Source organism: Brevibacillus sp. FSL L8-0520 (genome assembly GCF_037963895.1).
In the GTDB taxonomy this organism is placed as follows: domain Bacteria; phylum Bacillota; class Bacilli; order Brevibacillales; family Brevibacillaceae; genus Brevibacillus; species Brevibacillus borstelensis.
Genome location: NZ_CP150171.1, coordinates 3,665,519 through 3,680,146 on the forward strand (window position 1 = coordinate 3,665,519; position 14,628 = coordinate 3,680,146).

The 14,628-nt window shown below is 52.0% G+C and carries 13 protein-coding genes and 1 pseudogene; 3 read left to right on the forward strand and 11 right to left on the reverse strand.

Translation table 11 applies throughout. The annotated features are described in order from the left end of the window. Nucleotides 1-161: 161 nt before the first annotated feature. From NSQ24_RS18305 to NSQ24_RS18335, 7 genes are all read right to left on the reverse strand, one after another. On the reverse strand, nt 162-1,013 hold the full coding sequence (locus NSQ24_RS18305) for an MBL fold metallo-hydrolase (protein WP_003386673.1): 852 nt from the start codon (nt 1,011-1,013) through the stop codon (nt 162-164). A gap of 62 nt (nt 1,014-1,075) precedes the next feature. Next, on the reverse strand, nt 1,076-1,372 hold the full coding sequence (locus NSQ24_RS18310) for a hypothetical protein (RefSeq protein WP_039070878.1): 297 nt from the start codon (nt 1,370-1,372) through the stop codon (nt 1,076-1,078). 129 nt (nt 1,373-1,501) lie between these two features. Continuing rightward, nucleotides 1,502-3,505, reverse strand: coding sequence for an NADPH-dependent 2,4-dienoyl-CoA reductase (locus NSQ24_RS18315; protein WP_311068245.1), 2,004 nt, complete (start codon nt 3,503-3,505; stop codon nt 1,502-1,504). A gap of 107 nt (nt 3,506-3,612) precedes the next feature. Further along, nucleotides 3,613-4,062 carry a hypothetical protein gene (locus NSQ24_RS18320; RefSeq protein ID WP_003386678.1) on the reverse strand — a complete coding sequence of 150 codons (450 nt, stop codon included), beginning with the start codon at nt 4,060-4,062 and terminating at the stop codon, nt 3,613-3,615. Between the two features lie 77 nt (nt 4,063-4,139). Beyond that, nucleotides 4,140-4,454, reverse strand: coding sequence for a hypothetical protein (locus NSQ24_RS18325; RefSeq protein ID WP_003386679.1), 315 nt, complete (start codon nt 4,452-4,454; stop codon nt 4,140-4,142). Between the two features lie 201 nt (nt 4,455-4,655). Then, on the reverse strand, nt 4,656-6,107 hold the full coding sequence (locus tag NSQ24_RS18330) for an LCP family protein (protein WP_003386680.1): 1,452 nt from the start codon (nt 6,105-6,107) through the stop codon (nt 4,656-4,658). A gap of 211 nt (nt 6,108-6,318) precedes the next feature. Further along, nucleotides 6,319-6,456 (reverse strand): hypothetical protein, encoded by a 138-nt coding sequence (locus NSQ24_RS18335; RefSeq protein WP_003386681.1) that lies wholly within the window; start codon nt 6,454-6,456, stop codon nt 6,319-6,321. A gap of 154 nt (nt 6,457-6,610) precedes the next feature. Between NSQ24_RS18335 and NSQ24_RS18340 the strand changes: the two genes are divergently transcribed. The 3 genes from NSQ24_RS18340 (at nt 6,611) to NSQ24_RS18350 (ending at nt 9,130) form a co-directional block, all read left to right on the forward strand. Then, nucleotides 6,611-7,834 carry an MFS transporter gene (locus NSQ24_RS18340; RefSeq protein WP_003386682.1) on the forward strand — a complete coding sequence of 408 codons (1,224 nt, stop codon included), beginning with the start codon at nt 6,611-6,613 and terminating at the stop codon, nt 7,832-7,834. A 145-nt stretch (nt 7,835-7,979) separates the two neighbouring features. Next, nucleotides 7,980-8,306 carry a helix-turn-helix domain-containing protein gene (locus tag NSQ24_RS18345; protein ID WP_024985204.1) on the forward strand — a complete coding sequence of 109 codons (327 nt, stop codon included), beginning with the start codon at nt 7,980-7,982 and terminating at the stop codon, nt 8,304-8,306. Beyond that, nucleotides 8,246-9,130 carry an IS3 family transposase gene (locus NSQ24_RS18350; RefSeq protein ID WP_155808033.1) on the forward strand — a complete coding sequence of 295 codons (885 nt, stop codon included), beginning with the start codon at nt 8,246-8,248 and terminating at the stop codon, nt 9,128-9,130. The genes NSQ24_RS18345 and NSQ24_RS18350 overlap by 61 nt, the downstream gene beginning before the upstream one ends. Nucleotides 9,131-9,200: 70 nt before the next feature. Here NSQ24_RS18350 and NSQ24_RS18355 read toward each other — a convergent pair. From NSQ24_RS18355 to NSQ24_RS18370, 4 genes and pseudogenes are all read right to left on the reverse strand, one after another. Beyond that, nucleotides 9,201-11,291 (reverse strand): annotated as a pseudogene (locus NSQ24_RS18355) (SEC-C domain-containing protein); the annotation flags it as partial. Between the two features lie 49 nt (nt 11,292-11,340). Then, nucleotides 11,341-11,613, reverse strand: coding sequence for a hypothetical protein (locus tag NSQ24_RS18360; protein WP_003386684.1), 273 nt, complete (start codon nt 11,611-11,613; stop codon nt 11,341-11,343). Next, nucleotides 11,610-12,701: a hypothetical protein gene (locus NSQ24_RS18365; protein WP_003386685.1), complete on the reverse strand. Its 1,092-nt coding sequence runs from the start codon at nt 12,699-12,701 to the stop codon at nt 11,610-11,612. The genes NSQ24_RS18360 and NSQ24_RS18365 overlap by 4 nt, the downstream gene beginning before the upstream one ends. A 251-nt stretch (nt 12,702-12,952) precedes the next feature. Further along, entirely contained in the window at nt 12,953-14,533 is a 1,581-nt protein-coding gene (locus NSQ24_RS18370) for a hypothetical protein (protein WP_339166348.1), read from the reverse strand. Nucleotides 14,534-14,628 lie beyond the last annotated feature (95 nt).

A 14,628-nucleotide genomic window follows, 5' to 3' on the forward strand; every position in this document is an offset into this window, starting at 1 on the left:
CGGCACTTGATTCGTCAATCAAGTTTGAAGCTTTTTGATTATGGAAAATTTCGATGAGGATGTTCGATTATTTGATAAGGTTGGAAAAACTCGGAGGCGGACAGATGAAAATGCAAGAAAGCCGGGGCATCTCCCCGGCTCTGAAACGCAATGGCACGTCTTTATGCTTCCACTTTGATCTGACCGATCAATTCGTTCTGCTCATTCCACTTTACCGCATGATAGATGGCGTCGTGGTAGAAGGTAAACCACGCTCCATCCTTCAAGCCTTGTTTGACCCATTTTTCCTTGGCAAAAATGGAGTCCATCGGGTAATCGTCATAAGCCAGCACCCACAGAGAATTTTGATGTGCATGAGTCGGCATCAGATCAGCCATGTGCAGGGCAAGCTCGCCCCCGCTTTCCATTCTGACAATGCTGTGTCCCTGGCTGTGTCCCCCTGTATGGTGCATCGTGACACCCGGGATGACAGAAAGCTCGGAGCCGAAGGTCTGCACCTGCTGCTCGATCGGACGCCAGTTTTCTTCCCAGTATGTATTGCGGGAACGGATGTTGGGGTTTCTCATCTCCTCCCACTCCAGCTCCTGTACGTAAATAACGGCCCTGGGGAAGGTGGAGGACAACTGGCCGCCGTCCTTGACCGATACCAGTCCATTGGCGTGATCATAGTGCATGTGGGTCATTAATACAATATCAATATCTTCCGGAGAGAGTCCAACCGCTTGCAGAGACTCGAGCACCTCTGATTCTTCCTGCAATCCGAAATTGCGCTTCTGCTTTTCGGTCAAACGATCTTTCCCGATTCCCGATTCGATCAGGATGCGCTTCCCGCCCGCTTGCAGGAGAATGGGATCAGCCCGGAGCGGTATCTGGTTCAGCTCGTTGTTTGGGTAACGCTTGCTCCACAGAGGCTTTGGCACCACTCCAAACATCGCACCGCCATCCAACTGTGTCAGGCCGCCTCGCAGCCAGGTCAGGGAAAACTCCCCCAGCTTCCATTCTGTCAACTTCATTTGCCTCATCTCCTGTCTGAAAATAGGGTCAGGATAGTGAAAAAGCACCCTGCCTGGGTGCCCTATTGTTTCACTGCTACGTTGACCGTACGAGTCGCGGGCGACATTTCCAGACAAATTTCACTGGAGATGGCCTGGACAGACAGATCCGAATCGCAGCGTCTATGACTGAGCACAAGTTGTGCGATTTTCTCGGTTTCGTGATAAATGCTGATCAACGTTTGCAGCGGATTGGCACTGCCGCCGGCAATCACCTTAAAACCCGGGGCTATTGTAAACGTCCATCCCTCCACTTTTACAACCCGCTCGGTAGAGTGCAAGAAATGACGTTTTCCCAATAAGATGCCATTTTGATTCATCAAGGCGAGAGCCCCCATTCAAATTGATTTGAACAGCACATTTTTATTTTGCTAAAAAACATGTACAAATGATAGTCATTCGACAAAAGATCCTAAAAGCCGACAATATTCTATTATGGTGCGAATGGATTATATATTCCTGCCGATCGCCGCTCCCTCGTAAATGGCCCGTTTGGCATCCAGCTCTCCTGCCTCTCTGGCGCCGCCAATCAGATGGACCGGCAGCTTTTCCCGCAATGCTTCATACAGACGATTGTTTGGCGTGTTTCCGGCCGCGATCACGACTGTATCTGCCGGCAGCAGCTTCTCTTCCCCCTGATGGACGATCCGCACGCCCTCCGGCATTATCTCGCGGTACTCCACCTCCGTCAGCATTTCCACTCCCTGCCTTTTCAAATTGGCGAGCACAGCCCAGCGGGTCGTTTTGCCCAGTCCTGTTCCCACATGCTTGCCACGCCTCAGTATCGAGATTCGTCTCGGACTTGTCTGCATCCGCTGCAGCTGCTTTGGCTCCACAATCCGATACTCCAGCAAATATTTCATCGTCTCGGAGGACAGCTGGGCGGGTTCCGCCAAAAGATGGGACAAGTCGCAGGCGATTCCTCCTGCTCCGATGATCACGACCCTGCTCCCCACGCTTGCCTTCTTTTCAAAGATCTGCGCATAGCTGACTACATGAGGCAGATCGATGCCGGGAAGCTCCGGAATGCGAGGGATGACACCTGTAGCAATCACTACTTCATCGAACCCTTCTGCGATAAGCTGATCAGCGCTTGCCTCGACACCAAGCCTGACCTCTACACCCAGCAGGCGCAGCTTTGTTCGGTAATATCGCAATGTTTCGGCAAATTCGGATTTGCCTGGGACCTGAACCGCGTATGTCAGCTGCCCGCCGATCTGTGTCTGTCTTTCCAGAACGACGACCTGATGGCCGCGCTCGGCGAGAACTCGTGCCGCTTCCAAACCTGCCGGGCCCGCTCCCACAACAGCTACTTTTTTTCTCACAGGCGCACTCGCCAGCTTCCACTCCTCTTCCCTGCCAGCCATCGGGTTGACCAGACAGGACGCTGTCTTGCCTTCGAAGATGTGGTCCAGGCAAGCCTGGTTGCAGGCGATGCATGTATTGACTTCGTCAAATCTGCCCTCCATGCTTTTCTTCACGATATCCGGGTCGGCCAGCAGCGGTCTTGCCATCGAAACCATATCCGCATATTGGTCCTCCAGGATTGCGTCTGCCTGCCTGATATCGTTGATGCGATTGCTGGCGATAACCGGAATGTTGACGGCTTCCTTGACCTGTTTGGCGACCCAGACATAAGCGCCGCGCGGTACCATCATGGCGATCGTGGGGACTTTTGATTCGTGCCAGCCGATCCCGACGTTGAGCGCATCTGCTCCGGCAGCCTCGATCTGTCTGGCGAACTCGAGCGTCTCTTCCATCGTGGTGCTGTCGGGTATGAGGTCGAGACCGGACATGCGGAAAATGACCGGATAGCCCTCTCCGACTGCCCCTCTGACCCGTTTCATCACTTCGATGCCAAATCGCGACCTGCGCTCGAAGTCTCCTCCCCATTCGTCAGTGCGATGGTTCGTGACAGGAGAAAGAAATTGATTGATCAAATATCCTTCCGATCCCATGATCTCGACACCGTCAAACCCCGCCCGTTTGGCCCGAAGCGCTGCATCGGCAAACGCCTGAATCGTCCGTTCGATCTCTTCCGGACTCAGCTCGCGCGGCTTCGTCCGGTTGATCGGCGCTTGCAGGGGGGACGGGGCGACCGGTTCCAGGCCGGTCGTCTCTTTGTACGCATAGCGGCCCGCATGGAAAAGCTGCATCGCGATCTTGCCGCCTGCCGCATGTACGGCTTGCGTAAGATGGCCAAGCTGCTCGACATGATGGTCGGCATACGCATTGCAGTACGCTTCACCCATGCCGCCCTCAGGGAGAACTGCAACTCCGCCTGTTACGATCAGGCCCACTTTGCCTTTTGCTCGCTCGGCATAAAAAGCGGCCAGCCGCTGAACGCCCCCCTCCAGCCTTTCCAGGCCGACGTGCATCGATCCCATCATGACCCGATTGTCCAGCGTCAACTGCCCGATCTGAATCGGTTCAAATACCCGTCTGATCGCCATATCAGCTCACTCCTCACCATCCGAATGAATGCTCATTCATTTCTTTGCGTAATACAATTCTCCACGCTCCTTTCATTTTCCTTCTCTTCATTCTGTCCGACCTCCCCCTACAGCCCCAGCAATTTTCCCAAATCGCTGGCCGCTTGCTTGATAATCTTCTCGGTCCCCTCTTCATCGGAGCATTCCACGACGAAATGATAGTCGAGGATAAAGGTGGCTTCTGCCAACTGGCCAGGGGCCAGGAATCGCTTTTTCTCCGATAGGGACACCTCTGCTACAATCTCTCTCGCCTGCTCCCACAAGCGTTCACCCTGCTCCGAAAGGTCAAGGCCCGGGTATTCCAGCTCGATCTCCACTTCACAGCTTTTTCCCGGCTCCAGCTCGTAGAGAAAAACAGACGCAGCCGGCTGCTCCCCTTCGGCTGGAGCAATAATCAGCTTTACTTCCTTGGTTTCTTCGTCTTCCAGCAAGGAATGCTCCGAACGCAAAATCACATCATGGATCATACCGTTCTCCGGCATGTTTTGGTCCCATAGTTCAATCAGTCTTTGCAGCATTTTGTCTACTCCTTCTGTTGCACACTTACGTTCCTATCCGAAGTATACCACGCCGGGGGGATCAACGAAAAACCCCTTCATGGCGAAGGGGTGGGTGTATTGTTCAAGTCCTTGTTATTGACGAATTCCGACAGCCAGGCACGCCTTACTTCCTTGTTGGGGCAAAAAGCGAGCACGTAGCTTTCGCCGCGCATGTATTTTTCCTTGATCCAGTCCTTATGTTTGCGAAAGAACGCCTGTTGGAAGTCGATGGGCATCTGTTGGTATTCTTCAAGGGCTGAGGGGTTCTGGAGAAAAAAATCTTCATCATATATGATTTCTTCGTTTTGTTGGCGGCTGATCAGGTACACGAACGCGATCACCAGAAACAGGTTGACCAGAAAAATTGTCATCCAAATCCCTCCCTGTCCGTTTCATTTATCAGATTTATCTGTCTTCTCAGCATATTATTATTTTACCATGCTTTTGGTGTTTTTAAACCACTTTGCAATGATTTATCCAAAAAGTTTTTTTATGAATCTTTTTCCAAATACGGCATCGACGAAAAAAGAACACCCGACATCTCGGGTGTTCCTCTGTCATTTTGTTATGGATCAGGAGGTCGTTTTCTCGCCTTCCCCTGCTGGTGGTGGAGTCATTTCCTGACTTGGAGCAGGAGTGGGCGTTGGTTGAACAATATCCGGCGGCGGCGTCGATCCGTTGCCTGGCGTCGCACCCGATCCTGGAGTGGTGGCGTCCGGTGTCGGAGTCGTCTGCCCGCTCTGCTGGTTGTCGTCAGGCGCCATAATGTCAGGCGGCGGCGCGACTGTTTCATCCGCCTCTGCGGTGTCAGGCTGCGTTTCTTTCGGCTTGCTGGCTGCCTGCTCCTTCTTTGGCTTCGCCGGTTGCGATGAAGCGGCCGACTCGCTCGTTTTCTTTGTCGTGCGAGGCTTGCTGCTGGCATAAGAATCGTCCCCGGCCGCAAGAATTGGAGAGTCGTTTAATTTCGCAACGATGCTTTCCGTCTGCCCCATCTCCGTTTGCAGCGCGGCACGTATCGAATTCAGGTTCTCCTTTGGCAGGAACGTGTAGCTTCCTTGCCAGTAGGCGCCGTTGTCCAGAGTCGTCACGGAAGCGGAATTCAAGCCTTTGAAATCATAAGCCAGCCCTTTGATCTGCTCCTTGGACAAGTCGGTATGTATGTGCTTGGCTCCGACATCCATGATGCTGAAAATTTTGGTCAAGCCTTCCAGCGAGCCTACCTTGTTGATCACTGCGGCGATGACTTCCTGCTGGCGGCGGTTGCGGTCAAAGTCGCTGGAATAGTACTTCGTTCCCCGGTTGTCGTGGCGGTGGCGGACATAGCCAAGGGCCTGTTCGCCGTTCAACACTTGAACGCCCGGGTTCAGGTTGATATGCGTGTTATCGGTCGGATCGTCGTAGACCAGCTTGCGGTCCACGTTGACCTCCACTCCGCCCAGTTCGTCAATAACGGCTTTAAAGCCGTCAAAATCGACTGCTACGTAGTGATCAATCGGGATGCCCAAAAGCTCGGTCAACGTTTTTTTGGTCAACGAAATCCCGTCTTCAGTCGGTATTTGTTTCTTTCGTTCGGCTTGACGGCGCTCAGCCTCGCCGTTGGCAAAGACCGAATTGATCTTGTGGTAATCGCGGTATCCTGGAATCTTTACACGTGTATCGCGCGGCAGAGAAACCATTGTCACCTTTTTGGTGGTCGGATTGGCAACCGCTACAATCATCACGTCCGTATTCATCGAGCCTGTTTCAGGCCGGCTATCGCTCCCCAGAATTACGAGAGAAAGAGGTTTATCATTATGGTATGTAGGATCAATATTTACAGAAGCAGGCGACACATAGCCGTCCTGCGGCGAGGTCACCGTATCGAGGGCGTTGTCAATTTTCAAGTAGATCGCCCCGGCAACTCCCCCTATCAGGAGCAAGCAAAAAACAGTAAAGAACATCAACCATTTGCGCAGATTGCGGCGGCGGACTGGTTTCTTCGTCTTATGAGCAACAGTACGCGTTTTTCCGACTGTATCCGGCATGTGCATCAATCTCCTTGTCAGCGAAAACGCTTGGTATTGTATGGAAATGTTTCTGAAAATAAGAAAAGTGCTTTTCGACAATAAGCACTAAGTTTTTCTTCCATTGGTAAAATACTGACTAAGGTATTGTAGCACATTCATGTCCGCTTTTGTAGAAAAATGTTCCGATCATGCGAAACTCCCCCATCTGTGTCGATGAGGGAGCCCGCTTTTACTGTTTGCCGTGTGGCGCTTGACTGAAGCCCTGTACGGGGCCCTCAGGCTCTTTTTGTGTAGAACGGTGAGCGTCTCCGCCATGGCGCGTGTGACTTTCCTGTTTGCCGTTTAGATCATTCGACTTCTTTTCCATGCTACCCCTCCTTTTCGGCTAGGGAATAGTGTGTGCCGCTCTTCTGTTTCTCATCCTCCTATTTTTGCATGCTATATGCTGACCTTACAGTAATGACGTTCGGAAAAAACAGTGCTACAGTAAATAGCAAAAAAATACGGAGATGAAGGAAGATATGAGTGCCCAGACCGGCAGTTTGAATGCCAGCCCAGCGGCCAGCGCCGCTCCGACGGTTTATCGCATGTTGTTTGCCATTAGTCTCGTTCATCTGCTGAACGACAGTATCCAAGCCGTCATTCCCGCCTTGCTGCCGATTTTGGAGAGCAATTTGGCACTGACGTACACGCAGGTAGGCATTATTTTACTTGTAGTGAATCTTACTTCATCCGTGCTTCAGCCAGTCGTAGGCTATGTCTCCGACCGCAAGTCCCGCCCTTATATGCCTCCGATTGCGCTGTTGATTTCCGGGTTGGGCATGCTTGCCCTGGCCCTGGCCGACCAGTATTACGTGGTACTGTTGGCTGTCGCGTGCGTCGGTATCGGCTCTGCTGTCTTTCACCCGGAAGCGTCCCGGGTCGCGCATCATGCCTCCGGTCCCAGACGCGGGCTCGGCCAATCGATTTTTCAGGTGGGAGGAAACGCCGGCCAGGCTCTGGCCCCGCTGATGACCATCCTCATTTTTCAGCCGCTTGGCCAGCCAGGTGCGATGTGGTTCCTTGTTCCTGCGGCTGCAGCCAGCGCTGTCCTGGTTTACGTCGCGATCTGGTACCAGGGACAGCAGCGAGCGAGGAAAGCCGTGCAGGAGGCTGTAGCGTACAGCTTTAAACAAAAACGGATGATCGCTCTTGGCCTGCTCGTGCTCATCGTCAGTGTCCGTTCCTGGATGAACGCGGGCTATCAAAGCTTTTACCAGTTCTTTTTAATGGATGTCAAAGGGATGGAGTACGCCAGCGCACAGCTTTGCGTATTCGGATTTTTGCTCGCCGGAGCGATTGGAACCTTCATGGGAGGGCCGATCGCTGACCGCTTTGGAAAAAGAAACTTGCTCGTGCTCTCCACGCTCGGCTCGCTTCCATTGACCTTGCTCACGCCGTATGTATCCGGAATCTGGACGTATCCTGTCCTGTTCTTGAGCGGGCTTGTCATGCTCTCCAGCTTTTCCGTTACCGTCGTGTACGCACAGGAATTGCTGCCCGGCCGCATCGGCACCGTCTCCGGCCTGATTATCGGCCTTGCCTTTGGAATGGGCGGCATGGGAGCTCTCGTACTCGGCTACCTGGCTGACCTTCAGAGCATTTCCTTTGTCATCACGGTGTGCTCGCTCATGCCTTTGATCGGCGCACTTGGTCTTCTTTTGCCAAGCGACAAGGAAATTACGAGCTGGAACAAGACGGTATAAACGCAAGATTCCAGCGCAAACAATTTACGCAGACTTGCGTAAGCAAAAAACAACAACCCCGGGCTCGGATTGAAGTGCACCCCTTAGAATGGACATTGGATTAAACCCCTGGTAAATCCGATGAAATTTAAGGGGTGCATTTTTTATGGTGAAAAAGGGGCAAACGTTTAGAAGTTATTCTCACGAATTAAAGGTGGAAGCCATACGACTGCATATCGAAGAAGGATGGACATACCGTCGAATCATGGAGCATCTGGGGATTCCGGACCGCCACCGGCTTAAAGTATGGATGAAAAAATATAAACAGTTAGGCGAATTTGGGTTGATGGATCAACGAGGTAGACGTGAAGAATATGTTGATCAAGATCGATATGTTAAAAAGCTAAAACGAGAGAACTCGATGCTAAAAAAGTGTTTGAAAATCTGGATGCGGGAGGTGCAGCCCATAAGTATGAGGCGATCAAGCAAGTAGCTGGTGAGTATACGACTAGTGAACTTTGCAAGCTGTTTGGAGTCTCAAGAAGTGGATACTATGCATACTTGAAACGGCAACAAGCGGACCGGGACAAGCCCGTGAAAGACCTCATCAAAGTAGTTTATAAGAAGTATGATGGTAAATATGGGTATCGACAAACCCAGCTGTTTCTCTTACGAGATCACGGGGTATGGGTCAACCATAAGAAGGTACTACGTCTGATGCAAGAAATGAAGCTCCGTTCTCGAATACGCCGCAAATATCGAGGTCACTATGCTTCAACCGAAGGTGGACGAGTCGCTGAGAATGTGATGCAGCGGAATTTCAAAGCGGATGCACCTAATCGAAAATGGGTAACCGATGTCACACAGTATCGTGTCGCGGATACGTGGCTCTACCTGTCTGCTATTAAGGATTTGTTTAATAATGAGATTGTGGCTTACCACATTGGAGTTCGCAACGACAATCAGTTGGTCCTACGGACCTTTGAGAAAGCCTTTAAAAAGACGAAAGACGTGACTGGACTGATCGTTCACAGCGATCAGGGATTCCAGTACACGTCCTACGCTTACCACGACATGTTGCCGAAGGTTGGCGCCCAAATCAGCATGTCTCGGAGAGGCAACTGTTATGATAATGCCTCGATGGAGAGCTTCTTCTCGCATCTCAAAACGGAAGGGCTCTACCCTTATGATATCCGAAGTGTGGATGAGGCACAAAGGCGAATTGAGGAATATATTCAATTCTACAACCAAAGTCGACCACAACGAAAATTAAAAAGGCTGACGCCTGTTGAATTCAGACGTCAGCTGTCGGTCTAACGGTCGGGTTTTTTCTTACTGTCCACTAAATGGGGTCTTGACCAGGATAGCCTCGGGGTTGTTGTTTTATTTATACCAGAACTCGCTGCTTGAGTCCCATAAGCTGGCCGATAACAGGCGGATAAAGCTCGGGTGTTCCGATCAAGCTCCATGTATCGTCACCGGTTTGGCCGACCAGTCCGGAAATCAGCCAGTCGGAAGCGAGCTGCAGGACATCCTCTGCCGGAAGCGTGAGCAGTACCCGATCGCCCTTGCTGTTTTTGACGTACCAGCCTTCCGCTGTTTTCTCTTCCAGAACCATTGTCTCTTCCTTCACCGTGCGGAAGCTCTCTTCGCTGCCAAACAGCCGCTGATGTGCATCCTTTTCCAGCAAAGTCCGGTAGCGGTATGCTTCAGGAAGCGTATCCTTCAATTCTGCCAAAAGCGGCTGCATGACCGGCGTCAGCGTTGTCTGATGCTGTTTGTCCAGCCATTTGAAGAAAGCGGTCAAAACCGACAGCAGATTGGTTGCCAGCGTCTTCGTCGAAGCATCCACACGCGTAAAGATGTCGTGAACCAGGAAGTATGCCAGGTCCTCGCGTCTGAATTGCTCCCAGGAAAATCCGGGACCAAAGGCGCTCCGTACAAACGAGCGGAAGTTGGTCATGACCTCGTCGTACTTTTTCACCGTTGCCTCAGACTTGCCTTCGGTCATCTCCTGAACAAATTGGTGGATATCAGCCAAACGCTCCGGTTGAACCGTATAGACGCTCTCAGGCAATCCCTCGATCAACGGTCTGGAGAGCAAGCCGGCGATATGCAAATCATCGTTTGCGATGGCCAGGCGCGATTTGAGCGACTCCACCCGGATAAACCGGGCAACGCCCTGACCCAGCTTGTTGTCTTTTTCCAACTGCTCCACCAGCTTGTGGAGCTTGTCCTGCATCGTCTCATTGTCAGATGCAGCGACCAGGACCGGTGCGAGACCGTCCAGTGCGTCGTTCGCGGACAACAGCCATTTTTCCGTAAAGTACGTCTGGACAGCCCATTGCAGCACTTTGGAGGGCAGCGTAGGCTGACTTGTGATGAACAGCGTTCCTTTGGTCAGCTTTGCTCCCGTCGAGGACAGAGCTGTGATCGCTTCCTCCCCGGAGCTTTGCGGGAGCTGCAAGAGTGCTGCCAGCTCATCCAGTTGGGGAGCATACCCTTCCAACAAGACTGTTCCGTCCTGGATCAGAACTTCCGCCTGAACCTCATACAATTCCAGCAGCGTGTCCTTTAACGCTGTAAAAAGATGTTCTTCCTTCCGCGGGGCGTAGACCCAAATCTCGCGAGAGCCCTCCCGCTTTTTCAGCTCCAGCATTCGATGCGATTCAATCATCCGCTGCAGGCGGGACATATCCGGAACTTGATAAACGCGCCGAACCATGCCCTGCACGCTCCGGGGAGTTTCTTCCGCGCCAAACTGTACGATAAAGCGATAGAAGGCAGTGGTGTAGGTGCGTTCGGCGCTGTCGTCTGCCGCTTTGGAAATCTCGGGATGGGCTTTGAGCCACTCCAGCAGCGCCGGCTTCAGGTGAGGCTGCAGGACGATGCTGCCGGTGAACAGCACATCGCGCAATCCGAGCGAAAGCAGGCGGCCGGCAATCAATTGCCCCGGCTCAACCTGCAATGTATTTGTTCTGATGACGTATCGGACGTCGCCGCGCAACGGATGCTGAACGGTCAGCGCGTCACGGTCTACCTGCACGATCTCGTAAACATCGAGATTCAGACGGGAGAACGCACGGCGCAGATCAGGTTCCATCCGGCGCCCGTGCTGCTTGAGATAGTTTTCAATCGGCGTGTCGCCGTTCGTCTTGACGTCCAGTACAAGCCAGTTGAAGAAGTGCGCCGTCCACTCCGGGCTCATGACGCTCTCCCCGGACAGACCGACTTCAGTGGCAAAACGGGCACGCAGCTCCTGAACGGCATCGCTGCTCACCTGTCCGCTGACAAAGTGATTCAGCCGCTCTACCCAGCCGGCGTACTCCTTCTGGAGCTTTTGTTCATGGCGGCTGCGGAGCTCCGTAATCGGTGTTACGACACCGCAGCATTTTTTGTATTTTTTCCCGCTACCGCAGGGACACAGTTCGTTTCTTCCTACAGACATAAGGGGTTTGGATCTCCTTTCTATCCCGTCGCGGCATGCGCAGGGATCTAGCGCAATCCCCCTATAACTACCGCATATTTCAGGTCTTCGTATGTTCTCGTTTTGGTTCGTGCGAGATGCCGGCGTCTTGGACTGATTCCCACTCCTTGATAAATTGCTCCAGCTTGCGAATCAGTCTGACTATGCGTTGCTGTTCCTCCATGCATTCGGATATGGCCGCCAACTGATTGGCGGCGAACAGCTCCACAACTTTCCGTTCCATCTCCTGTAGGCGAATCCGATAACTCGCGATAATGTCGCGCAGCAAGGCAAACCTAACCTCCAACCGGATCTTGGCCTCCAGATCACTCATTGCTGATCGTTGGCTTTCAGCACTTGCTCAATGCCAAGTGCGAGTTGCTCATTTTTATGTTTCTCTTTCATCAGAACTTCTATAGCTTGCATATTGCTTTTTTGGAAATGGGCAACAACCTCCTGAGCCATTTCCTGATTGCGGACCTGCAGACGGTCCAGGGCCAGGCGAAGCATTTCCTTGGCCTCCTGATAAGCAGATTGAGTTTGAACAGCGTTCATTGGCAATTCCTCCTCAAATTGTAGTTGTTCATGTTGTTCATGTTGTCGTGTAGGCGGCGCTTCTTGCTGCTCATCGGGTGCTTTGGCAGGTGATGCAGCAATTTCTTCCCGCACTTCGGATTGTTCTGAAGGTGCTTGGTTTACAGACTGTTGCTCGATTTGCGCGGTTGTGGGAGCTGCTTCGGCGCTTGCTTTCTCCAGTTCCCATTCCACTTGCTCGCCGTCTGGTTCGGCATCGGCATCATCTTCCTCAGAATCGGTGATGTCTTCGCGGACAATGATGTGAAGCGTCTCCTCATCTGTGCGAAACCGATCGTCCAGAGCGGACAAAAAAACGGAGCCCTGCGGCACTTCTGCTTCCAGCTCCAGAAAATGCGTAAGCGACCTAACAGATATTTGCGCAATGCCATTTTTGCGGCAAAATTGGTACACCTGATCGTTGGCCAATGTCCAATCGGCCAAAAACCAGCGAACATCCCCCTGATATTGGACGAAGCGAAGATCGCGCTCCAGTTGCAGCATCCGCATGATCTGATTCCATCCAAACTGCGTTTGTCGACGCAGCTCAGCTACGATCTGTTCCAGCGTTTTCGGCGATTGGGTATCGCGCAAAAAACGATACGCCAGATCAAACAGTTGATGGGGCTGGTACGTTACCTCCACGATCGCTTCTGTCCGCCCGATGCGCACAGGCGACTGTTCCATCTGCAGTACTTTGGCCAGCAGCGCTTCTGCATCCATGTCCAGAAGGGAAATCAGTCCGGTCTCGTTCAAACGCGCACAGATTTCTTCGCGAGGAAGCGAGCGTTCGCCTGACCGAAACACCTTTTTAACGATACTCGACAGGGTATAGGTTGGCCGTTTCATATACTTTCTCCTTCTAGTTCGCTTGGCAAAACAACCGCCAAACAAATGGGAATCACAAAGGTATTCGACACGAATAAAAAAAATCCTACTACGGATTGCCCCGATTGTCCAATCTGACTGATTAGAAAATATCTTGCTGGCCTTTTACGGGCAGATTTGTGCCTACAAAAAGAAAGGGAGGGGGATTATCCTCCCCCTCACTGTAAACAGCGCGAAATCGTACCGCTCTCCCGCCAATTTTTCGCTGCTTTCTACTCTTCTTCTGACTTTTTCTTTTTCCCTTTCTCTTTCTCCAGGTCTGTCTGCTTCTCTTTGGGCACGCGTTTTACCGGCTCTCCGGTTTGGGCGTTGAGCGCCAGAGTTTCCATATTAACCGGCAGGTAGACTAATTGCGGAAGCGAAGGGGTCTGCCCTCCGTATTCCGGATAAATATAGTACAGGGATACCTCCAGGTCGCGCAAAATTGCGTCTGTTGCCGCTTTTCCTTTGACGCTCGCCAGTTTTTCTTCTGTTTCCGGACGTTTGGTCATCTTGTGTTCTACTGAGCGAATCCCGCCTCTATCCGCATCGACCACAATCGTATACAGCGGCTGCAAGCCTATTGCGCCATTGGCAAACACCTCGTGGAAAGCGTATGTGTACTCCCGGTAGTCCTTCGACTTTTCAGCCCATTTTGGCCGTTCTGCAGAAAGACTCATTTCTTTTACGAGAAAAGATTTTTTTCCGGAAATCAATGCGTTTTGAACAAAGTTGACAGCCATTTTGCTTGCTTCCCGATCCGATAACGGCTCCTCGCGTTCTTTCCGTGCTTCGTCGTCGACACTGATCGTCCAGCCTTTCTTTTCTTTATCAAAAACTGCGTGAATGCCGGCCCTTGTTACAGGGGCATCCCATCTGCCATTTTTCTCGGCGGCTGTCTTTGTTTCCTCTCCAATATCAACGGGCACGGAGGGGAGCTGAAGCTCGGCTTTCAAAACACGCTCCAGCTTGAAGCTATCCTGCCAAGCAGACAGGTCAGCCTGACCGTTTATCTCGACCTGCTCCTCCTTTACTGTGCGCATGGGAGACACCGGCTCTCCTGTCAAAGCGTTGACCGCCTCTACCGTGCGCGGCAGGTACAGCCAGCTCCCGTTTTCTTCATCGTAAACCAACTCCAGCTTCAGATTTTCTGCGATAGCGTCCTTCGCTTTTTGGACCGGAACCGCTTTTCGCGGATCATCGACCGAGGACTGATTCGGAAGCTTTACGTTTTCCCGTTTGACAAACACAATATCCCTGTCTCCGTTCACGACCACTTCCGCTGCTTTCTTCTGTAACGGAACGCCGTTGATCGTAGGATAGACTGACCAGATGGCTTTGTTTTCGTGCTGACCGTCCTCGATGCCCAACACCGCAAACGAGCTTGCCGTAAAATCGGGAGAGAGACGGTAGTTTACAAAATCGTTTACCAGCTTTTTATCTCCGTACAAATCGGGCAATTTTCCGCTTGCGGCATCCGGCTCCTTCGCCTTTAAGGAGATCAATTCTCCATCCTCTTTGACCTTGATGGTAGCAGTTGCCTTCTCGTCGCTCCGTTCCGTCTTGCCCGCATTGGACAAGGTGACGGTGTATGTATTATCTTGATGGGAGATCGTCCCTACCCTCATATTTTTGAGCAGCGGAATATCATCACGCACGCCGGTGATTGTCAGTTGGGCTTGAAATGGCAGATCTTCCAGCTTGTTGAGCAGTGTCGTCATCAACGGCCGCTCTTGTTTTTCCGCAGCCCATGCCGGCATAGCGAGCAGCGAGCACGCAATCAGCGCCACCAATGTTTTACTTCCGTTTTTCAATGAAAGCTCCTCCTTATTGATCACGTCTATTTGGTATTACGTTCCAGATAAGGAAATAGTCACACTGCTTTCGATCTATGAAAATAGGAGCCTTT